The sequence below is a fragment of the Enterocloster sp. HCN-30185 genome (assembly GCF_037890305.1).
GTDB lineage: Bacteria > Bacillota > Clostridia > Lachnospirales > Lachnospiraceae > Enterocloster.
Window position 1 is genome coordinate 1 of the sequence record NZ_JBBKBT010000006.1, and the last position, 21,950, is coordinate 21,950.

Annotated in this window: 21 protein-coding genes; 20 read left to right on the forward strand and 1 reads right to left on the reverse strand. The window is 46.3% G+C overall.

Going from position 1 to position 21,950, the window contains the following annotated elements; genetic code table 11:
* Window positions 1-141 precede the first annotated feature (141 nt).
* The 11 genes from yfcC to WKT10_RS08435 all read left to right on the forward strand — a co-directional run bounded on the left by yfcC (window position 142) and on the right by WKT10_RS08435 (window position 11,388).
* Window positions 142-1,659 carry a putative basic amino acid antiporter YfcC gene (gene yfcC / locus WKT10_RS08385; RefSeq protein WP_066543562.1) on the forward strand — a complete coding sequence of 506 codons (1,518 nt, stop codon included), beginning with the start codon at window positions 142-144 and terminating at the stop codon, window positions 1,657-1,659.
* Window positions 1,660-1,680: 21 nt separating this feature from the next.
* Complete coding sequence (locus tag WKT10_RS08390; RefSeq protein WP_066543564.1) at window positions 1,681-2,001, forward strand: cyclic-di-AMP receptor; 321 nt, start codon at window positions 1,681-1,683, stop codon at window positions 1,999-2,001.
* A gap of 71 nt (window positions 2,002-2,072) precedes the next feature.
* Window positions 2,073-3,125, forward strand: coding sequence for an inorganic phosphate transporter (locus WKT10_RS08395; RefSeq protein WP_066543566.1), 1,053 nt, complete (start codon window positions 2,073-2,075; stop codon window positions 3,123-3,125).
* Between the two features lie 26 nt (window positions 3,126-3,151).
* On the forward strand, window positions 3,152-3,775 hold the full coding sequence (locus WKT10_RS08400; RefSeq protein WP_066543568.1) for a DUF47 domain-containing protein: 624 nt from the start codon (window positions 3,152-3,154) through the stop codon (window positions 3,773-3,775).
* A 569-nt stretch (window positions 3,776-4,344) separates the two neighbouring features.
* Window positions 4,345-4,788: a PTS sugar transporter subunit IIA gene (locus WKT10_RS08405; RefSeq protein WP_066543569.1), complete on the forward strand. Its 444-nt coding sequence runs from the start codon at window positions 4,345-4,347 to the stop codon at window positions 4,786-4,788.
* 94 nt (window positions 4,789-4,882) lie between these two features.
* Complete coding sequence (locus WKT10_RS08410; protein ID WP_081422822.1) at window positions 4,883-6,019, forward strand: glycoside hydrolase family 88 protein; 1,137 nt, start codon at window positions 4,883-4,885, stop codon at window positions 6,017-6,019.
* A gap of 18 nt (window positions 6,020-6,037) precedes the next feature.
* Entirely contained in the window at window positions 6,038-6,529 is a 492-nt protein-coding gene (locus WKT10_RS08415) for a PTS sugar transporter subunit IIB (protein ID WP_066543571.1), read from the forward strand.
* Window positions 6,530-6,550: 21 nt separating this feature from the next.
* Window positions 6,551-7,339 (forward strand): PTS mannose/fructose/sorbose/N-acetylgalactosamine transporter subunit IIC, encoded by a 789-nt coding sequence (locus tag WKT10_RS08420; protein ID WP_066543572.1) that lies wholly within the window; start codon window positions 6,551-6,553, stop codon window positions 7,337-7,339.
* Entirely contained in the window at window positions 7,329-8,138 is an 810-nt protein-coding gene (locus WKT10_RS08425) for a PTS system mannose/fructose/sorbose family transporter subunit IID (protein ID WP_066543574.1), read from the forward strand. The genes WKT10_RS08420 and WKT10_RS08425 overlap by 11 nt, the downstream gene beginning before the upstream one ends.
* 81 nt (window positions 8,139-8,219) lie before the next feature.
* The gene (locus tag WKT10_RS08430; RefSeq protein WP_340276656.1) at window positions 8,220-10,298 is read left to right on the forward strand and encodes a heparinase II/III family protein; all 2,079 of its coding nucleotides are present in this window, start codon (window positions 8,220-8,222) and stop codon (window positions 10,296-10,298) included.
* A gap of 85 nt (window positions 10,299-10,383) precedes the next feature.
* Window positions 10,384-11,388, forward strand: a complete 1,005-nt coding sequence (locus tag WKT10_RS08435; RefSeq protein WP_340276659.1) for a LacI family DNA-binding transcriptional regulator — start codon at window positions 10,384-10,386, stop codon at window positions 11,386-11,388.
* A 130-nt stretch (window positions 11,389-11,518) separates the two neighbouring features.
* Here the strand turns inward: WKT10_RS08435 and WKT10_RS08440 are convergent, their stop codons facing one another.
* A complete protein-coding gene (locus WKT10_RS08440; RefSeq protein ID WP_066543581.1) occupies window positions 11,519-11,956 on the reverse strand; it encodes an RbsD/FucU family protein in 438 nt (145 codons plus the stop codon).
* A gap of 559 nt (window positions 11,957-12,515) precedes the next feature.
* Between WKT10_RS08440 and WKT10_RS08445 the strand changes: the two genes are divergently transcribed.
* From WKT10_RS08445 to WKT10_RS08485, 9 genes are all read left to right on the forward strand, one after another.
* Window positions 12,516-13,592, forward strand: a complete 1,077-nt coding sequence (locus WKT10_RS08445; protein WP_081422808.1) for a substrate-binding domain-containing protein — start codon at window positions 12,516-12,518, stop codon at window positions 13,590-13,592.
* A 24-nt stretch (window positions 13,593-13,616) separates the two neighbouring features.
* Window positions 13,617-14,549: a ribokinase gene (rbsK, locus tag WKT10_RS08450; protein ID WP_066543583.1), complete on the forward strand. Its 933-nt coding sequence runs from the start codon at window positions 13,617-13,619 to the stop codon at window positions 14,547-14,549.
* 15 nt (window positions 14,550-14,564) lie between these two features.
* A complete protein-coding gene (locus WKT10_RS08455; protein WP_066543584.1) occupies window positions 14,565-15,599 on the forward strand; it encodes an ABC transporter ATP-binding protein in 1,035 nt (344 codons plus the stop codon).
* 3 nt (window positions 15,600-15,602) lie between these two features.
* Window positions 15,603-16,529: a carbohydrate ABC transporter permease gene (locus tag WKT10_RS08460; protein WP_066543586.1), complete on the forward strand. Its 927-nt coding sequence runs from the start codon at window positions 15,603-15,605 to the stop codon at window positions 16,527-16,529.
* Between the two features lie 15 nt (window positions 16,530-16,544).
* Window positions 16,545-17,390: a carbohydrate ABC transporter permease gene (locus WKT10_RS08465; RefSeq protein WP_242962919.1), complete on the forward strand. Its 846-nt coding sequence runs from the start codon at window positions 16,545-16,547 to the stop codon at window positions 17,388-17,390.
* 15 nt (window positions 17,391-17,405) lie between these two features.
* Window positions 17,406-18,704 carry an alkaline phosphatase family protein gene (locus tag WKT10_RS08470; protein ID WP_066543588.1) on the forward strand — a complete coding sequence of 433 codons (1,299 nt, stop codon included), beginning with the start codon at window positions 17,406-17,408 and terminating at the stop codon, window positions 18,702-18,704.
* 34 nt (window positions 18,705-18,738) lie between these two features.
* Entirely contained in the window at window positions 18,739-20,097 is a 1,359-nt protein-coding gene (locus WKT10_RS08475) for an ABC transporter substrate-binding protein (protein ID WP_066543590.1), read from the forward strand.
* Between the two features lie 89 nt (window positions 20,098-20,186).
* Window positions 20,187-20,855: a deoxyribose-phosphate aldolase gene (deoC, locus tag WKT10_RS08480; protein ID WP_066544011.1), complete on the forward strand. Its 669-nt coding sequence runs from the start codon at window positions 20,187-20,189 to the stop codon at window positions 20,853-20,855.
* Between the two features lie 36 nt (window positions 20,856-20,891).
* Complete coding sequence (locus WKT10_RS08485) at window positions 20,892-21,629, forward strand: MgtC/SapB family protein (protein WP_242962920.1); 738 nt, start codon at window positions 20,892-20,894, stop codon at window positions 21,627-21,629.
* The last annotated feature ends 321 nt before the right edge of the window (window positions 21,630-21,950 follow it).

Consider the following 21,950-nt stretch of genomic DNA (forward strand, 5'->3'; position numbering starts at 1 on the left):
ATGTATGAATGAGTGTGAGACCGCCTGAAAGGGCGGTTTTTTCGTGTGTAAAAACATATAAACAGAAAATGCTCCTTGATGAAATAAGGCGTTGAGTGATATAATTGTTACTGCTGAAAATGAAATTTATGGAGGAAATAAATGGAGAAAAAGAAACGATCTTTTCAGATGCCACACACCTATATTATTATTTTTGGGGTGATTCTTGTGGCGGCAATTTTGACGCTTTTTATCCCTTTGGGACAGTATGACACAAAGGCGATTACCTACACTGTGAATGGGGAGGAAAAGACCCGAACAGTAGTGGATCCGGACAGCTTCCGTTATGTACTGGATGAAAACGGAGATAAAGTCACCCAGGCAGCACCTCTTTTTGGCACAGAGAGTGTAGGAGACCGGGGAGGTATCCTGAACTATGTTTTTGAAGGTCTTACCACAGGAGATAAGAGTTCCGGCGCTGTGGGAATCATCGCATTTATCCTGGTGGTAGGAGGAGCCTTTGGCGTTGTTCTGCGGACGGGTGCCATTGAAAGCGGCATTATGCGTGTGATCGATCTGACGAATGGAAAAGAAATTCTTCTGATTCCGATTCTGATTACCCTGTTTTCACTGGGAGGAGCAGTTTTTGGAATGGGAGAAGAGGCAATTCCCTTTGTAATGATCCTGGTTCCCATGTTTATTGCTATGGGATATGATGCGATCGTAGGCATCATGTGCAGCTATGTGGCAACTCAGATTGGCTTTGGTAGCTCCTGGCAGAATCCATTTGGTCTGGCTGTGGCACAGGGAATTGCCGGAGTTCCGGTTATGTCCGGCGCATGGTTTCGTATCCCGCTGTGGATCTTTTTTACAGTCCTTACAATTGTATTTACCATGCGGTACGCGGCAAGGATAAAGAAAAATCCGAAATTATCTGCAGCCTATGAGTCCGATCAGGAGTATCGCGAGGAATTTGCAAAACGGGGCAGAGATGAGCTTCCCTTTACTTTGGGGCACAAGCTGGTCATCCTGGATGTATTTTTGTGTATCATCTGGACCATCTGGGGCGTAGTGGAAAAGGGGTATTATATTCCGGAGATAGCCTCCCAGTTTTTTGTAATGGGCCTTGCGGCAGGCATCATTGGCGTTGCATTTCACTTAAATGATATGAGGCTGAATGATATTCCAAGAGCCTTTGACCATGGAGCGGCAGATCTTCTGGGAGCGGCTCTCTGTGTAGGTATGGCGCAGGGGATCATTATCATTCTGGGTGGTACAGATCCGTCTCAGGGAACCGTTCTCAATACTATTCTTCATACGCTCAGTGATGGGATGAAGAATTTCCCGCCAGTGATTTCTGCCTGGTTTATGTATCTGTTCCAGTCGGTGTTCAACTTCTTTGTTGTTTCCGGTTCCGGGCAGGCAGCGCTCACTATGCCGATCATGGCGCCATTAGCAGATCTGGTAGGCGTGGAGCGTCAGGTGGCAGTCGTTGCTTTCCAGCTGGGCGATGCCTTTACGAATTTTATTGTTCCGACATCGGGCTGTCTGTTGGGAGCCCTTGCCGCAGCCAGGCTGGAATGGGGCCAGTGGGCGAAATTTCAGATCCGTTTTCAGGCGTTGCTTGCAGCCTGCGGTTCTGCAGCTGTGATTCTTGGTGTGCTTACAGGTCTGTCATAAGACAGGGAAAGGAGAGCGGGTATGGAGCTTTTGATCATTATTGTTCAGGAATTGGATTTTCCCAGGCTGTCCAGTGCATTTATCCACAATCATGTACTGGCAACTAAATTCTGTACAGAAGGACTGTATCTGAATAAACGAAATATTACTTTGATGGTATGTATTCCAAAAGAAAGAGAAGAGGAAATACTGGGCTATATCCGCAGCAGCTGTACCGAGCGGGAAGAGGAGCGCCTGGTCAGTGAATTTAACGGTATGACAATGGTGGATGTGACAAAAGGAGTAAAGGTGGGCGGAGCTACCGTATTTTTTATAGATATTGACCGGATGCAGAAGTTTTAATCTCCGTGCCTTTACATCATATGCAGGTCGTGATAAGATGAAACTGAAATGTGTAAAAGGATGGAACTTACATGGATCTTTCATTCGCCTTTTTCTGGAAACAGGTTCTTGGAAGTCCGGCTTTAATGATCACTGTTTTTCTGACCCTGTGTGTGATCTTCGTAAATGGGTGGACGGATGCCCCCAATGCCATTGCGACCTGTGTTTCTACACGGTCTATGGATGTGGAGCTGGCGATCATCATGGCAGCTGTCTGCAATTTTGCCGGAGTAATGGTGATGACTATGGTAAATTCTACCGTGGCCATGACCATTACAAATATGGTAAATTTTGGGGGAGATAATCATCGGGCTCTCATAGCTCTCTGCGCGGCTCTGTTTGCCATTGTGGCATGGGCGGTGTTGGCCTGGTATTTCGGCATTCCTACCAGTGAGAGCCACGCTTTGATCGCAGGGCTCTCAGGCGCTGCCATTGCAATGCAGGGTGGCATTTGGGGCATCAATGGCAGTGAATGGATCAAGGTCATCTACGGACTGGGACTTTCGACGGTTTTGGGGTTTGTTCTGGGCTTTTTTGTCTGCAAGCTGGTATCCGTTTTGTGCGGGAGATTCGACCGGAGAAGGACAGACGGTTTTTTTAAGGGAGCTCAGATCGGAGGAGCGGCAGCTATGGCTTTTATGCATGGCGCTCAAGATGGGCAGAAGTTTCTGGGGGTACTGCTTCTTGGAATCTGTCTGTCCGAAGGAAATGACAATGCAGCAGGGATCCGGCTTCCTGTATGGATGATGCTCCTCTGTTCTCTGATCATGGGGACAGGAACCTCGATTGGGGGAAAAAAGATTATTAAATCAGTAGGGATGGATATGGTAAAGCTGGAAAAATATCAGGGATTTTCTGCTGATCTGGCTGGAGCGCTGTGCCTGCTTTTATCCTCTGTGTTTGGGATTCCTGTGAGTACCACTCATACAAAGACAACGGCTGTAATGGGCGTGGGAGCGGTAAAGCGGCTGTCGGCTGTCAATTTTCAGGTCGTAAGGGAAATGATGCTGACGTGGGTACTGACCTTTCCAGGCTGCGGAGTGATCGGGTTTCTGATGGCGAAGCTTTTTATGGTATTGTTTTAGGAAAAGCAGAATGCTTGGGAGGGAAAATGTCAAAAAAAAGCGACAATTATTATTTTAAGAATTTCGTGATCTGTGCAGAGTACGGGGAGGAGGCTGCCCGTATGCTGGAACGGAATTTAAAAGAGTTTGACGTGACCCATTTATCAGAAAGGCTGGATGAAATCCATGGAATCGAACATGCCGCAGATCAGAAAAAGCGTGAGATGCTGGCGGCCCTGGTAAAGGAATTTATCACACCGATCGAACGGGAGGATATTATCCTGCTCAGTGAGGCAATCGATGAGGTGACCGATACGATTGAGGATGTGATGATCCGGCTTTATATCAACAATATCCGTATGATCCGTCCGGATGCGGAAGCATTTGCCCATTTGATCACACGCTGCTGCAAAACCTTAAGCAGGCTTATGGAGGAATTTAAAAACTTTAAAAAGTCAAAAAAGCTTTATGGACTTATGGTGGAACTCCATACACTGGAAGGAGAGGGAGACCGCCTTTTTATACAGGCTATGCGCAGGCTGCATACAGAGGGTTCGGATCCTCTGGAGGTAATTGTCTGGAGAGAAATCTATATTTATCTGGAAAAATGCTGTGATGCCTGTGAACATACGGCAAATGCGGCAGAACGTGTCATACTGAAGAACACCTGATACACGGCAGAAAGAGCAGAAGCGGAAGTTTGGTAAAATTTACTTAAGAGAGAGAAATATTTGGTAAACGGATTTGAACGGAGGAAAAAATGCCTGCCGGTCAGATCCGTTTTTTGCTGCTATATATTGGAAAAGCGTAGAAAATAGTCGGATTTTTGAAATGACCGCGGGGATAACAAAAGAAGGTAAACACAAAACCTGGAAGATGAATGGTAAACCAATAGGGAGAAATTAGGTAAACAATAGAGACGCGTGTAAGAGAAATGAGAGTTGCATAAATACGGTGATTCGTACAATGTGTACAAAAACATTATATATAAATTGTGTAAAATATTAGAATATAAGAAAATAAATAAAAAAGTATTGACAGGAATTATCAAAAACACTATACTCAAGCCATAGGTAAACCAATTTACCAAAGACAACAGATACAGCTGTACGGGATATCACAAAGTAAAAAAGAAATACGAATGGTAAACAAAAGTAAACCTGTTCGGGGAGGACAGGGTGACTGTTCGCAGATTAAGGATTGACAGATCTGTGACAGATTCAGAAAGGATGAGGGAAAAATGACAGGGATTATCATAACAGGACATGGCCATTTTCCAACCGGGCTTTTAAGCGCGGTAAGTCTGGTGGCAGGTAAGCCTGAAAAGGTAGAAGCCGTTGATTTTACAGAGGGGATGAGCTCCGAAGAACTGAAAGGGCAGTTAAAGGAGGCAGCAGACCGTCTGGAGGAACAGGAGATTCTGATTTTAGCAGATCTTACCGGAGGAACGCCTTTCAATATGGCAGCCGCTGTTAAGATGGAAGAGACAGAGAAGCATTTTGCAGTAGTTTCTGGTGTCAATATGCCTGCGCTTGTGGAAGGTGTATTTTCAAGAGTGATGTACGGTTCTTTAGAAGAGCTGGCAGCAGGTGTGATGAAGGCGGGAAAAGAGGGACTTTGCAGTCTGGAAGCTCTGGCAGACGAGGAAGAAGAGGAAGCGCCTGAGTTTGAGGACGGCCTGTAAGATACCGGGGCAAAAGCCGGAAGATAAGGAGGAGGACGAAGTGATAAAGACGATTCAGGTTGAACCGATTAAGAATCGGGAGCATTTTTTGAATATGCCCTTCCTTACAAAGGAAGAGGTAAAAACAGCCATGGACCGGGTAGTGAAGCAGACAGAGCTGAATATGGAGTATTTCGGCACACGCTTCCCATGGCCAGCTGCAAAACAGGGTACATATGAGATCATTGACAACATCGAATGGACAGACGGCTTCTGGACCGGTCTTTTATGGCTCTGCTACGAGTACACCAAGGATGAGAAGTTCAGGAAACGTGCTGAGGAAAATATGGCTTCTTTCTTAAATCGAGTGGAGAAGCGTATTGAACTGGATCACCATGATCTGGGATTTCTTTACATTCCTTCCTGTGTGGCAGGATATAAACTGACCGGTTCTGAGACAGGAAAGCGGGCTGGAATTCTGGCGGCAGACAAGCTGATGGAGCGTTTTCAGGAAAAGGGAGGCTTCATTCAGGCGTGGGGAGCACTGGGAGCCAGAGATAATTACCGTCTCATTATTGACTGTCTTTTGAATATCCCTCTGCTTTACTGGGCAACGGAGACAACAGGAGATAAGAAGTATGCAGACGCGGCAAAGCGCCACTATGAAACAGCCTGCAACTATGTAATCAGAGACGATGCTTCCGCTTATCATACATTTTACTTTGACCCGGAGACAGGGGCTCCTTTAAAGGGTGTAACACGTCAGGGCTACAGTGATGATTCTGCATGGGCAAGAGGACAGGCCTGGGGTATCAGCGGTATTCCATTTAATTACCGCTACACAAAGGACGAAAGCGCATTTAACTTGTTTGAGGGCATGACGAATTATTTCTTAAACCGTCTTCCGGCTGATGATGTGTGCTACTGGGATCTGATCTTCGGAGACGGCTCCGGACAGTCCAGAGATTCCTCAGCAGCGGCTGTGGCTGTGTGCGGTATGCATGAGATGATGAAGTATCTGCCTGAGACGGATGAAGAGAAGGAAACCTACCGGAGAGCCATGCACGGCATCCTGCGTTCTCTGATTCAGGGATATGTAAATCCGGATATGCATCCGGGAGCACCTATCCTGCTTCATGGCGTTTACTCCTGGCATTCCGGTAAAGGTGTGGATGAGGGAAATATCTGGGGAGATTATTTCTATATGGAAGCTTTACTGCGGTTTTATAAAGATTGGCAGTTATACTGGTAAAAAATGGAGGATTTAAAAATGGCAGAACCAAATATTGTAGCATTTCGTATTGATGAGCGTCTGATCCACGGACAGGGACAGCTCTGGATCAAGGCTTTAGGTGCAAATACAGTAATCGTTGCAGATGACGGCGCAAGCGAGGATCCTATGCAGCAGATGTTAATGAAGGCAGTTGTTCCAAAGACCATTGCCATGCGTTTCTTCTCTGTTCAGCATACCTGTGACGTGATCATGAAGGCTTCTCCCAAGCAGACCATTTTCATTGTCTGCAAGACTCCGGCAGATGCGCTGCGTCTGGTAAAGGGCGGCGTTCCGGTGAAGGAGATCAATGTGGGAAATATCCACAGAGCTCCAGGGAAAGAGGAGATCAGCAAATATATCGCTCTGGGCGAGGAAGATAAGGCTGCTTTAAGAGAGCTTCGCGATTCCTATGGAATTACATTCAATACAAGAGCAACAGCATCCGGTGACGACGGTTCCGGAAAGGTCGATCTGAATAAGTATTTATAAAGGATACAGGAGGGAAAAAAAGTGACTATTTCAATTACGCAGTGTGTTTTGATCGGTCTGTGGACCGCATTCTGTCTGGCAGGTATGCTGTTCGGTATTTATACGAACCGGTGTCTGATTATGTCTGCAGGCGTAGGTCTGATCCTGGGAGATCTTCCTACAGGACTTGCAATGGGAGCTGTCGGTGAGCTTGCATTTATGGGATTTGGCGTATCTCAGGGCGGATCCGTTCCGCCAAACCCAATGGGACCTGGTATCGTAGGAACCATTATGGCAATTACCATGAAGGATTCCGGCATTGATACAGGCTCTGCCCTGGCATTATCCTTCCCGTTTGCAGTCGCATTCCAGTTCGTGATCACAGCTACTTATACATTTGCAACGACTCTGACCGGTCTTGCATACAAGGCATTAGACCGCAAGGATTTCAGAGGCTTTCGTCTGGCAGCCAACGCTACCGTATGTATTTTCGCTCTGGTAGGCTTTATCATCGGCTTTGGAGGAGCATTCAGTGCAGAGGGACTTCAGAAGGTTATCTCCCTGATTCCTGCATGGCTGAGCACCGGCCTGGGAATGGCTGGAAAGATGCTTCCTGCCATCGGTTTTGCCATGATCTTAAACGTAATGGCAAAGAAGGAGCTGATCCCGTTCGTGCTTTTAGGCTACATTGCAATTGCGTATATGAAGCTTCCTGTAATGGGCGTGGCAATCCTGGGAACAGCAATCGCGCTGCTGGTATTTTTCAATGCCGGCAGAAAGGGTGAAGATTCAGTAGAAGAAGTGGAGGTTGAGTTTGAAGATGGCATCTAATCGTTTGGAAAAGAAAGATTATTTAAAAACGTCTCTGCGCGCCTTTTTCCTGCAGAACGGATTTAACTATGGAAACTATCAGGGCCTTGGCTATGCCAATGTAATGTATCCGGCTCTTCGCAAGCTGTACAAAGATGATGACGATAAGCTTCAGGAAGCATTAAGGGAAAATATCGAGTTCTTCAACACAAATATCCATTTCCTTCCATTTATTACCAGCCTTCATCTGGTTATGCTGGAAAATAAGACTCCTTCCAAGGAAATCCGCAATATCAAGATGGCCCTCATGGGCCCTCTGGCCGGTATCGGCGATTCCCTGGCTCAGTTCTGTCTGGCGCCTCTCTTTGCAACCATCGGCGCATCCCTGGCACAGGAAGGCCTGATCATGGGACCGATCCTGTTCTTCCTGGGAATGAACCTGGTGCTGTTAGCCTTAAAGATCGCGACCGGTATGTGGGGATATAAGGTAGGAACCAGCATTATCGAAAGCCTGAGCACCCGTATGGAGCAGATTTCCAGCGTGGCAAGCATGATCGGCGTAACCGTTATTTCCGGACTGGCTGTAAACTTTGTAAAGATTACAACGCCAATCCAGTATGTGGCGCAGATGCCTGATAACCAGCAGAAGATCGTTGCAATTCAGGACATGATTGACGCTATTGCGCCAAATCTGCTGCCTGTATTATTTACAGGTCTGATCTTCTACCTGATCAAGGTAAAGAAGTGGACCACTTACAAGTTAGTTGTTTTAACGATCATCATCGGCGTGGTACTGTCCTGCCTTCATGTGATCGCATAAAAAAGGATTCCAAAAGGGGAGATTTACCCAGGGGAGACGCATTTCGGCGGCTCCCCTGTTGGTGCATTAAAAGGAGAAAAAATGACAGAGGAAAGAAAGAAGATTCTCGCCGCCGTGACAGAACGGGCAGAGAATTTTGTAAAAGGATTTGATCCGGAGTTTGCAGCTGGTTATATGAAAAAACGGGAGGAAGCAGAGGCGGAAGAGCTTCTTATACGGGCCGGGGAGCTGATGGATCAGACCTTTGTGTTTGCAGATAAATGGGATATGGAGCCATGCAGAGAGCCCTATACCCTGACAGAGATGGAGTGGCAGAGGACGCCAAACGGGGATCCGGAGTGGATATTTATGTTAAACCGCCATGATTACCTTCATAAGCTTATGATGGCCTATTACCTGACAGGAAACGAGGCTTATACAGATAAGCTGAAATGGTATCTGTTTCACTGGATGTGTCATAATCCCATACTGCCTGAAGGCTCTGACAGCACCCGTACCATAGATACGGGAATCCGCTGTATGAACTGGGAAGATCTGATCCTCCATCTGGCAGGAAACGGGATGCTCACGCAGGAGGAGCTGGATGAGCTTCTCTTAAAGCTGGATGAGCAGTTTGAAAATTTAAGACAGCGTTACATCGGGAAATATACCTTAAGCAACTGGGGGCTTCTTCAGACAACAGCGATCTGCGAGGGTTATCTGCTGTTCGGAGACAGTCTTTGTCATCCTGATACGGGAAAATGGGCCTGGCAGGAGTTAAAGCGCCAGCTTGATTTGCAGGTTATGGATGACGGTTCCCACTGGGAGCAGTCTGTCATGTACCATATGGAGGTACTTTTGGCCTCCATGCGGCTGATGAAATGGAAAGAACTGGAAGAAAATAATCTGTGTCCAGAGAGATACAGAAGCGATTTTCCGGAGGAATGGGATTGGCTGAAAGCCCTTATAGAGAAAATGAGCCTCTATGTGCTTTATTGTGCCGGTCCAGATCACAGGCAGCCGGCCCAGTGTGACAGTGACCGGACTGATGTAAGGGACATTATGGTAAAGGCGTCTGTTCTTACTGGAAATAGCGTATTCCGGTTTGGCGGATATGAGGCTCTGGATCTGGAAAGCCTGTGGCTTTTTGGACGAAAGGGAGCGGAGCGGTATGAAGCAGCTGTATCCCGGGAGCCGGAGCGCCTGGACTATCATGCCCAGGATACAGGTAATATCTATATACGGAGCAGCTGGAAAGAGGACGCAAACTACACATACCTTTCCTGCGGCCCTCAGGGAAGCGGTCATGGTCATGGGGATCTGACGCACATTTCCCTGTACTATCAGGGAAAACCATTTTTGATTGACAGCGGCCGGTATTCCTACCGGGAGGATGAACCGCTGAGGATGGAGTTTAAAATGCTTCAGGCCCACAATGTCTGTGTGGTTGACGACGGTTCTTTGATCCGTCCGGACGGTTCATGGAGCTTTCATTCCTACGGGGATTGTTTTAAGACATATTACCGGGAAAAGGAAGGAATCTCCTACTGCGAGATGGCTTACCGCGGAAGGCTTGCAAACGGAGAAGGCTGTCTGGTTACGAGGAAGGTTATGACAGCAAGAGAGGGGCTGTGGCTGATTGTCAATGATATCTGGTGTGAGGGAAAGCATACGGTAAGAGAATATTACCATCTTGATCCAGATGCAGAAGCAAGGGCGGCAGAAGATGAGATTCTCCTTACAAACGGATCTGTACAGTTAAAGGCGCTGGGAGAGCAGCAGGAGCATGGGCCATGGACCCAGCCGGTTCCGATTCCATTTCAGCTGGAAAGCTGTAAGGTTTCACTGGAGTACAACCGACTTTCGGATAGTATGTGTCTGGTAAAAGAAGGAAGCTTTTCAGACTCTTTTGTAAGCAGCAGTGCTTTCTGTGGGGCCGGAGTACAGGTTTCGGCTCCTGAAGTATATCAATTTGGGGCTGGGGAGCCGGTATCAGACGGCCGTGTCACTGCCAAAACTTTCCATCTGTCAGAGGAAGAATCCTGGACCTTTTTAGTATGGAACCGTGAGACCTTCCGGGGGGGAAAGATGTATGAGTGCAGCGGAGTCCCTGTTTATGGAAAGGCGGGAGCTGTCCACAGACTTGGAGGAGAACAGACCTGGATTCGGCTCAGAAATTAAAAAGAGCGCCGGGAAAGCATTTCCCAACCCGTTTTTTTGTGGTATAGTAAAGTATAAGTTTGGTAGAAGATTGGAAGAACAGAGCATGAAAAAACTGACGATAAATGAAATTGCGGAAAAAGCAGGCGTGTCCAAGACAACCGTGTCTTTTTACCTCAATGGAAAAGCCAATAAGATGTCTGAGGAAACCCAGCAGCGGATTCAGCAGATTATTGATGAAACCGGGTATGAGCCCAGCGCGGCGGCCAGAGCCATGAAGGCCAAAAGCAGCGGTCTCATTGGCGTGATCTTAAAGGATGCGGCAGATCCCTACTGTGCCAGAGCCTTAAAGGGAATGGGAGAGGCAGCCGGTGAGACGGAGTATCAGATTCTTATTGGAAGCAGCGGCTATACCTTTAAAAACGAGCGGGAGCATGTGGAACGGATGTTAAAAGCAGGGGCAGAGGGATTTATCATTCAGGCCACCTACCGGTTTGGAATGCTGGCTGGCGAACTGGAAAAAAAGCGCAAGCCCATTATCTATCTGGAGGCCAAGCCCTATGATTTTAAAGGCAGGTATGTGAAGGGAAATAATTATGACTGCGTCTATCAGGTGATTACAGAATGTATCAAAAAGGGATATGGAGACTTTCTGATGATTTCTGATGGTGAGAGTTCTATGGGAACTGCCTTCGAGAATACAGCCGGTTACAGAGATGCCTTACAGGATGCAGGACTGGAGGGGAGAACCCTGTACGTTCAGTCCGGCGCACGGTCGGCTCAGATTTTTGAGGCCTTAAAGGATGAACTGGATTTAAGTCTCCATACCCTGATCTATGTAGCGGCTTCAGAACTTTTAAAGGCTGTTTTTCAGGCGCTGCGTTCCCTTCCGGATTATGAACGCCTTTTTCCTGAGCATCTGGGGCTCATTGGCTTTGACCCCGAAGGCTGGACGCGGATGACCAGCCCGCCGGTTTCCGCTATTATCCCCCCGGCGCAGGAAGAGGGAAAACGTGCCATGACAGAGCTTTTAGAGCTGCTGGACGGAAAAAAGAAGGATACAGAGGTTGTGTTTAAGAATATTGTGAAATGGAGAGGGACTACGGTCTGAGCGCCATAAAAATGAGGGTATCGCCCAATCATTATCAAATCAGATGATTGGGCGGTACCCTCGTTTTATACATTTATACATGAAAAAATTCAGAGAAACTCTGTTGGCAGCCAGTTTATCCTGCAGGGAATTACAGAGTACCTTTCTGAAGGATGATACATCCGTAGAGTGCAGTTTCACCAGTAGCTACTACAGCATAAGCATGTTCTGCAGCCTTATAGAAATCAAAACGTTCAATCATACCGATACAGTCATCACCACGGGGGTCATGGCGCCGGACGATCTGGCGGTATTCTTCCCAAATGGGGGTGGGTATGTCTTTGTCACATTCCTGTTTGTCCATGATCAGAACTGGAGCTTTTACAGAAGCGTCCAGAGGGAAAAAATGCAGAATCGCGTCTAAAAGTTCTGTAGCCCGTACTCCATCAGCTCTCACCAGCATACTGTGGCGGGCGCTGGAGGCGGAGGGATAAAACGCGTCTCCAATGACCAGAGTATCTCCATGACCCATTTCTGCAAGGACTTTTAAAAGATCAGGGGAAAGACAGTTTGGAATTCCTCTTAACATAATGTGTACCTCCGTAATCGTTATTTTAACTGCCGGTATCATTTGCAGGCAGCAGTTTGATGATAAAAGTGGTTATTTCTGTCTCTGACTACAAAATAGCACAGCCGTTAAAAAAAAGCAAAAACAAATTATGAAACAGAATGAAACGGAATGGAAAAACGGCTGATTTTCAACACAATATCCAACAAGATAGATAAAAGAATGTGAAAAGTGTACATTTTAGTATCATGACGTTATGATTTTTTTACAATAGTTTTTCCAAAATCTGATAGTAAATTTTACATTTCTTTTTTTATACTTATATTCATCCGATCCGGTGGGCTGAAATCTAAAAAAGGGTATATCTTTGTAATGTTTATTTTAACAGCCGGCATGGTTTGCAAGCGGCAGTCAAATGATAAAAGGCAAAGGAATTTATGAAACAGAATGAAACGGAATGAAAAAACAGCTGATTTTCGACACAATATCCAACAAGACAGATAAAAGAATGTGAAAAGTGTACATTTACTTTGTGCAAAATGTGTGATTATATAGAAATATAAAGAAGAAATGGAACGAAATGACCAAAAATAGGCGGATGAAACAGAACCCGCAGAAAGGGAAGCGGATGGCCGTAAACGTAAGAGAAATTGCAAAAAAAGCCAATGTTTCTGCTGCAACTGTTTCAAGAGTGTTACATCAATCGGAGCAGGTAAAGCCGGAAACCAGAAAAAAAGTGGAAGAAGCGATGAGACAGCTTCAGGTAACAGCAGGGGAACTGGTACGCAGTGCCAGGATGGATACCAGAATTGTGGGAATTCTGGTGCCAGATCTGTCCAATTCCTTTTTTTCAGAGTGCATTTTGGGAATCGAAGAATATGCCAGGGAAGCGGGACTGACCACCATTATTTGCCATACGAAGGAGTCCGACCAGGAAGAAGTGAGGTATCTTCGGATGTTAAAGGAAATGCATGTATGCGGGATCATTATGACTCCCACATCCGATGATAATGACTATATGAACAATGAGTATTTAAATCTTTTGATCGACATGAAAATTCCGGTAGTTTTACTGGACAGGGATGTGAAATACTCTCAGCTGGACGGTGTATTTATTGATAATGAAAATGGGGCCTTTAATGCAGTGAAGCTTCTTTTAGAAAACGGGCATCGCAATATTGCCATGATTTCTGGCCCTTTAAATACGGTGCCGGGGCGTGGAAGAGAAGAAGGCTACCGCAATGCATTTGAATTTATGAATGTACCCTTAAGGGAGGAATTGATCTATGAGGGGCATTTTAGTATTCAGGGAGGCAGAGAGGCCACGGAAATGATATTAAGGGAACATCCGGAGGTAACGGCTATTTTTTCTTCTAACAACCATATGACGATCGGCTGTCTTTCCCGCCTTTTTGAGGAAGGGCTTAAAATACCGGAGGATATGGCGGTGATAGGATTCGATGACATTCCGATCCTGAATCAGCTTGGCTATGAAATTACGGTGGTAGGCAGGCCCACCAAAGAGATGGGACATCAGGCTGTTAAAATTCTGGCTAAAATGATGAATGGAAAACGCACTGATATGACGCGGAGAATCATTCTGATTCCCAAGCTAATTATCCGCGGTTCGGAACGGCTGTGCAGGCCGGCAGATTAAACAGGAAAAGGAGAATGACAGGTTATGAAAAAAGTGGCGGTGATTGGAAGCTTTATTGTGGATCTTATGGCCAGGACGCCTCATCTTCCAGAGCCGGGAGAAACGGTGATGGGAAGCTTTTTTAAGGCTGGACCGGGAGGTAAAGGAGGGAATCAGGCAGTGGCTGCCAAGCGGGCAGGAAGCAATCTGGTATACTCCACAAAGATTGGTAAGGACAGCTTTGCAGAGATTGCCAGGGCCTCCTTTGCGGAAAACGGGATTTCCATGGATTATGTGTTTGAGACGGAGAAGGCTGCCACAGGAGCGGCACTGATTTCTGTGGATGAAGTTACCTCCCAGAATGAAATTATCGTGATTTTAGGAGCCAGCGCCACTTATGAGGAGGAGGATCTGGAAAAGCTTAAGGAGGCACTTTCAGGCTGTGAATACCTGCTTCTTCAGATGGAGATCAATCGGGAGGCTACAGAAAGATTGATTTCCATGGCCTACGATATGGGGATTCGTGTGATTTTAAATCCGGCGCCGGTACAGCAGCTTTCAGAAGAGTTATATTCTAAGCTGTATCTGGTAACGCCTAATGAGGTGGAAGCCAGAATCCTTACAGAAATTGCCTGCGATGACATAGAAGGGTGCAGGCAGGCGGCCAGGGCATTTATGGAAAAAGGCGTGGAGCGGGTGATCATCACCATCGGCAAGCGGGGCGTGTATTATTATGACGGAGAGACCGAGGAAATCATTGGAAATTATAATGTGAAAGTGCTTGATACCACCGGAGCAGGAGATGCGTTTAACGGAGGACTTTTAGCAGGGCTCAGTCAGGGAATGGAGCTTCTTTCTGCAGCTCGATATGGAAACGTGGTATCGAATCTTGCGGTGACGAAGCTGGGAACGGCCCCTGCTATGCCAACAAAGCAAGAAATAGACGTTTTTATTGAAAAAGAACAGATTAAATTTTAAGGAGGGGAATAGAGCATGAGTTCAATCACATTGAAGAACATTCATAAGGCTTACGGAAAGGACGTGATCATTCCGGATCTTAATTTTACCATTGAAGACGGTTCCTTTACTGTATTGGTAGGACCTTCCGGCTGCGGAAAATCAACCACCTTACGGATGATCGCGGGACTGGAAAAACCCACATCAGGAGAAATTTTTATTGATGATGAAAACGTAGTGGATGTAGATCCGGGCAAGCGGGGCATCGCTATGGTATTCCAAAATTATGCATTATACCCCACCATGTCCGTGCGGGACAACATCGAATTTGGATTGAAGAATAAAAAAGTGCCGAAGGAAGAGAGAAATAAACTGATTGCCGATGTGAGCGAGGTTGTTGGCCTGACGCCGTATCTGAGCAGAAAGCCATCTGAACTGTCCGGCGGACAGAGACAGCGTGTGGCATTGGCCAGAGCCATGGTAAAAAATCCCAAGGTATTTTTGATGGACGAGCCTCTGTCCAACCTGGATGCCAAGCTGCGTCAGCAGATGCGTGTGGAGCTGATTGAACTGCACAAGCGTTTGGGAACTACATTCATTTATGTGACCCATGATCAGGTTGAGGCTATGAGTATGGGAGATAATATTATCCTTATGGATAAGGGCATTATTATGCAGCGCTCTACGCCTAAGGAAATGTATCACAATCCCCAGAATGTCTACACAGCCCAGTTTATTGGTACGCCGCCCATGAATATTGTGAGCAATATGGTGAAAGGGATCCGGGTGGGATTCAGGCCGGAAAAGACTTCCCTCATTGATCCGGGAGACGCTGTCCTTTCCATTCAGGGACGGATCATTACCAAGGAACAGCTGGGAGCTGAGATGAACTATTCGATTGAAACGGCCTTTGGAAAGGTGATGGTAAAGACGGAGGATGATATTGAAGGGCAAGAATGCCGTCTGTACATCCGGGAAAAGAATGTCTTTGCCTTTGGGGAGGACGGAAACCGCATTCCTGTGACAGAGGAGATTAAAAAGGCTTTGGAACAGGTGGAGAAAGGGGTGTAGAGTATGGAGGATAAAAAAGGTTCTGTAAAACAGAAGGGGAACTTTTGGAATCATGACCGCAAGGATGCCTTAAAAGGCTATCTTCTGATTTTTCCATCCATTCTGCTTCTGGGGATTTTTACGATTTACCCTATTTTTTACCTGCTGGACTCCAGCCTTCGGGATGGAAGCCTTTTAAGTAAAAAGAGGGAGTTTGTAGGCCTGGAAAACTTTATCACTCTGTTCAAAAGTGTGGATTTTCACACGACTCTGAAAAATACGTTTATTTATTCCGTTGGTCTGGTGGCAATCCTTATGGTACTGGCTACTTTGCTTGCTGTATGGGTGAATGGAAAAGCTCAGAAGCGTTTAAACAGTGTGACATTAGCAGCAGTGTTTACCCCTCATATTATTTCTCTGGTTTCTGTATCTACGGTATTTTTATGGATCATGGATCCCCAGATTGGAGCAATCAATTATGTGTTGCGCACATTGGGCTTAAAGCCCTTCCCATTTTTAGCCAGCAGTAAAACTGCATTGGCATCTCTGGTAGGCATGATGGTGTGGAAAAGCCTGGGATATTATTCACTCTTAATTCTGGCGGCTCTGCAGGGAGTACCAAAGGACATTTATGAGGCTGCCGAGATTGATGATACACCCAAAATCCGTACATTCTTTCGGATTACCCTGCCTATGATCAGTCCTACTCTGTTTTTCACTACGATTGTGGCTACCATCAGTTCCTTTCAGGTGTTTGAGACGGTAAATCTGATGACTCAGGGAGGCCCGGTGAACTCCACCAACACGTTGGTATACCAGATCTATTCGGATGCTTTTAAGTACTTAAAGCTGGGACCGGCGACGGCAGAGGCAGTAGTGCTTTTGACTATGGTAGGAATTTTAACCTTCCTGTATTTCTTCTTCCTGGGCAAGAAGGTACATTATCAATAAAAAGGAGGCTGCGACGTGAAAAAGACAGTTATGAAAAAAAAGGGACGCATTCTGGGAGGAGCGTTGAATGCGGCATTAAAGCTTCTTTTAATCTTTCTGATCGCGTATCCTTTTATCTGGATGGTATTTACATCTTTTAAACCGTATAAGGAGACAACGATTTATCCGCCTACCCTGCTCCCTACCAACTGGACAACAGAAGGGTATGTAAAGGCGTTGGAAATGGTGGATGTGGCAACGTTTCTTAAGAATTCCCTGATTGTAAGCCTGACTGTTCTGGTACTTCAGTATCTGGTGATTGTACCGGCGGCTTATGCCTTTGCCAGATGTAAATTCCGTTTTAAGGGATTTTTCTTTGGTATCGTACTGCTTGGTTTTATGATTCCTCAGCAGGTTACCTTTATTCCTATTTATCTGATGTTCAGCAAGGCAGGGCTGCTCCAGAGCCTGATTCCCCAAATTCTTCCGTTTATCTCCAACGCGTTTGGAATCTTCCTGCTCCGGCAGTATTTTATGCAGATCCCGGAGGAGATTATTGAGGCGGCCAGACTGGATGATGCGGGAGAGTTAAAAATCATTTTGAGGATTATGATCCCCATGGCAAGGCCGGCTATTTTTACGATTGGACTTCTCAGCTTTATTTCCAGCTGGAATTCCTATTTCTGGCCGCTTATCATGACGACTAAGGATGCTTACCGCACACTGCCGATCGGTGTGGCTATGTTGAACAGCCAGGAGGGCGGAAGGCTCTGGAATGTCCTGATGGCTGGAAATATGTTTCTGGTGGTTCCGATCCTGATCGTTTATCTGTTTGCAAATAAACAGATTCGCAAGGCATTTGCTTATTCTGGAATTAAATAAAAACGGAGGCTGCACATGAAAAAGAAATTAGTTGTACTGTCGGTGGACTCGCTGTTTGACGAGGACATGGAATTTTTAAAAACTCTTCCTAATTTTAAGAAGATACTGGATCAAGGCTGTTACGCGGAAGGCGGGATGAGGAGTGTCTATCCTTCTTTCACATATCCCGCCCATGCATCCATTATCACGGGAACCTGGCCGGAGTTCCATGGAATTTACCATAATGAGAAGTTAGATGTGGGAAATCCTTCGCCGGATTGGTATTGGTACCATAAGGATCTAAAGGTGGATACCATTTTGGATGTGGCTCACCGGCAGGGGCTTACGACTGCGTGCGTGGGCTGGCCCTGTATGGGAGCAGATCCCAATGTGGACTGGCTGGTGGCAGAGATTTGGCCTGAGAATGATAAAGTGGATCCCAGACCTATTTTAAAGACAGGATGCAGTGAAAACATGTTTGAGGCGGGGGGAGTTATGGAGCGCCATTGGCACAAGCTGAGAAAAACCACCCAGCCCTTTATGGATCACATGATGGTAGGTGCATCCTGCGATATCATACGCCGTTATCAGCCGGATATACTGTTTATTCATCTGTCCCATCTGGATCATACCCGACATGCCAATGGGATTCATGGGCCGGCTGTGAACCAGGCGATCATTGCCAATGATGACTGGCTTGGCCGCCTGATGGAGGCTGCTATGGATGCAGGGGTTTATGAAGATACAAATTTTGCAGTGATCAGCGATCATGGCCATTTGCCAGTGAAGCAGATGTTCAATCCCAATGTTCTTTTAGCAGAAGAAGGCTTCATCCGGTTGGATGAAAATGGAAGGATTGCCAGCTGGGATGCTTATTGTAATTCAACCTCGCTGTCCTGTCAGGTGGTGTTAAAAGATCCGGCAGACAAAGAGGTGAGGGATAAGCTGGAAGCGCTGCTGTACCAGATGAGGAAGAATCCTGCCTATGGTGTGGAATGTGTATATAATAAGGAAGAGGTGGAGAAAGAGCAGCATCTTACCGGAGATTTTGAGTATGTGCTGGAAGGAATGGCAGGGACAAGCTTTGGAGCTGCCTGCACCGGGGAAGTTTTAGTGAAGCCGGATAATTCCGATTATAAATTCTCGGTAGCGTCTCACGGCCATCTGCCCCACAAGGGCCCACAGCCTGTATTTATGATAGCCGGACCGGACGTGAAGAAAGGGGCAGTGATCCCCAGACAGCGGATCATCGACGAGGCACCTACGTTTGCAAAGATTTTCGGGTTCGATCTGCCAGATGCAAAAGGTACGGTTTTAAAAGAAATTTTAAAATAAATTCCTACAAGGAGGAGAAAGGAAGGTACGTTTTATGAAAAGAAGAGGAGCTTTGGTAATGAGCGCATTGCTGATGACCTCGCTGCTGTCCGGATGCGGAGGCGGCCAGGCGGACGCTGAAAAGACTCAGGAGGCGGCGCAGACGCAAGCTCAGGGAGAAAACCAGTCTCAGGCAGAGGCTGGGGAGACATCTGCTGTGAATCCCGATGCTACGGAAGTTCTGTTCTGGATCAGTTTAAGCGGCGGTATGGGTGAGACGATTGAAGAGATTGTAAATAATTATAATGCCAGCCAGGACAAGGTTCATGTGACGGTAGAATTCCAGGGAAACTATTATGATATGGCAGCCAAGCTGCAGACAGCAGTTACTTCCGGCGAGATGCCTCATGTAGCACAGCTGGAAATGGGCCGTACAAAAATGTTTGCAGATTATGGCGTTCTTCAGGATATGACAGAACTGGCTCAGGAGGCAGGGCTGGATACCAGTATGTTTTTTGAAGGCCTTATGAGCAGCTGTGACTGGGGAGAGGGATTATATGCGCTTCCCTTTAACCGCAGCACTCCTATGTTCTACTACAATAAAGATATGTTTGAAGAAGTGGGATTGGATCCGGAAGCTCCGCCTCAGACCTGGGATGAACTGAAAGAATATGCTGCAAAGCTTTCTATTCCCGACGAGCGATGGGGATTTGAGATGCCCATTGACGCCTGGTTCTACGAAGCATTTATTATGCAGTCGGATGGACGGATTTTGAATGAGGATGAGACAGACATAGGCTTTAACAACGAGACGGGAACAGAACCTCTGGCTATGTGGAAGAGCATGATCAGTGAAGGCATCATGAAGGCGCCTCCAGGAAAAGAGTACAATTCCTATGAAGCAGCCCGCTCAGATTTCTCCGCAGGTATCACTGGCATGATTGTGACATCTTCCGGTGATCTGGGTACTCTGAACAGCTCCTGTGATTTTGAAGTAGGGACTGCATTCCTTCCTAAAAATACCCGGTTTGGTGTTCCTACCGGAGGAGCGAATGTGGTAATGATGGCTGGTTTGGAAGAAGATTCGGCAGCTACCATGGATTTCCTGAAATACTTAACCAGCCCTGAGGTTGCAGCATATTGGGCTACAAAGACTGGTTATGTACCTTCCAGCCAGGCTGCAGCAGATACAGATGTATATCAGGAGTATATCAGCGCTAATGGCAATGCCAAGACTGCCCTGGAGCAGATGCAGTACACGGATATTCCAAGACCCATCAATGAGGATTATCCACAGATCCACTCTGAGATCATGATGACAGAGATTCAGCGCTGCATTGAGGAGCCTTCTTATACACCGGAGCAGGCTGTAACAGCAATCTCCGAGCAGACGAAAGCTCTTTTAGCTAAATAAACAAAGCAAGTATTATAACGTATGGAAGCACAGGAATCAAACCTGTGCTTCCTGCATCAAAGGGAAAATGCATAAACATGGAGGAAAAAATGGAATTGAACAAGTATATTGACCATACATATTTAAAGCCTTTTGCAATGGAATCGGATATTATCAGAATCTGTGACGAAGCAAAGAAATATCATTTCGCGTCGGTGTGCGTGAACCCCTGTAATGTTCCGCTGGTAGCAAAGGAGCTGGCAGGAAGCGATGTGGCTGTCTGCAGCGTAGTAGGCTTCCCTTTTGGTACTCATACTACTAAGACGAAGCTGTTTGAGACCAGAGAAGCTCTGGACAATGGAGCAGATGAAATCGATATGGTAATCAATGTAGGACGTCTGATCCAGGGAGATGAGGCGTACGTGGAACAGGAGGTAGCCGCTTTGGTACAGCTGTGCCATGAGAGAGGAAAAATTCTCAAGGTTATTATTGAAACCTGCTATCTCAATGAGGAGCAGATTAAAGCCATGTGCAGCATTGTGGAAAGTACCCATGCGGATTTTATTAAAACATCCACAGGCTATGGTTCCAGAGGTGCAAATTTTGAAGATATTGAGCTGTTTAAGAAATACTTGAAGATACCGGCAAAGATGAAGGCCTCCGGCGGTATCCGTACTACGGAAGATGCGAAACGATACGTGGAATCAGGGTGTAGCCGTCTTGGAACGAGCAACGGTGTGTCTATTATGGAAGGAACGAAAGCACAGGAAGAATATTAAAGAATCCGGGGGATTATTTGTGTTGAGATAGCGGTTTTGAAGCTGCGGGAAAGGGAGAAGGAGGAGAAGATTGAGATGGTGAGGGATATGATCGCCATGCTTTCCGATGTGAATCTGTTTTCAACGGTCATGCGCCTTGGGCTGGCTCTTCTTCTGGGGGGAGTTTTAGGCATTGAACGCGGGAGAAGGAGACGTCCTGCCGGTCTGCGCACATACATGATCGTGTGTATGGCCAGTGCATTGGTGATGCTTACCGGTCAGTTTCTGTTTGAAACATTTCATACAGGAGATCCTTCCCGACTGGGAGCCCAGGTCATAAGCGGCATCGGTTTTCTCGGAGCTGGAACCATCATTATCACTTCCAAACAGGTGAAGGGACTTACAACGGCTGCCGGTCTGTGGGCTTCTGCCTGTCTGGGGCTGGCAGTGGGAGCCGGTTTTTATGCCGGAGCTATCACATGCGGAATTTTTTTGCTTTTAGTATTTTCGTGTATGTCAAAGCTGGATACCCGTCTTCGCAAAAATGCAAAGCAAATCAGTTTTTTTGCAGAATTTAAGTCCATGAAAGCTCTGGGAGAATTTATCCATATGATGAGGGATAAAAATTACAAGATTTATGATGTAGAGATCAATCGGAGCAAGGATACAGTGGGAGATCTGGTGGGAGCTGTATTCTGGGTGGATTTAAATGCTCCTGCCGATCATGTTCAGGTCATTGCAGATTTTTCCAGTTTTCAGGAGGTCAGGTATGTTGAAGAACTGGAGGTATTGTAGAGCCGGGCTTTAAGCGGTTGTTTTTCTAAAAAGGAGATGAAACGTTTCATATGCATGGCGTTCATCTCCTTTTTTGATACAGCGGATAAGCGGCCTAACAAAATATGAAATAAAAATGGCGGAGTGCTTATCGTAACACTCCGTCGAAAGTCTCGCCGGGTTGCGCATGAAAAATCAGAGGCGTGGTGGGTTCTGTTGCTATCATTATACAACGTTTATTGCGGCTGCCAAGATTCATTTTCTTTTTGAGTTTCCGCAAACTGTAACTGTAATTAATTGTAACTTAATTGTTTCAAACATTCTGTTAAAATCTTTCTAATA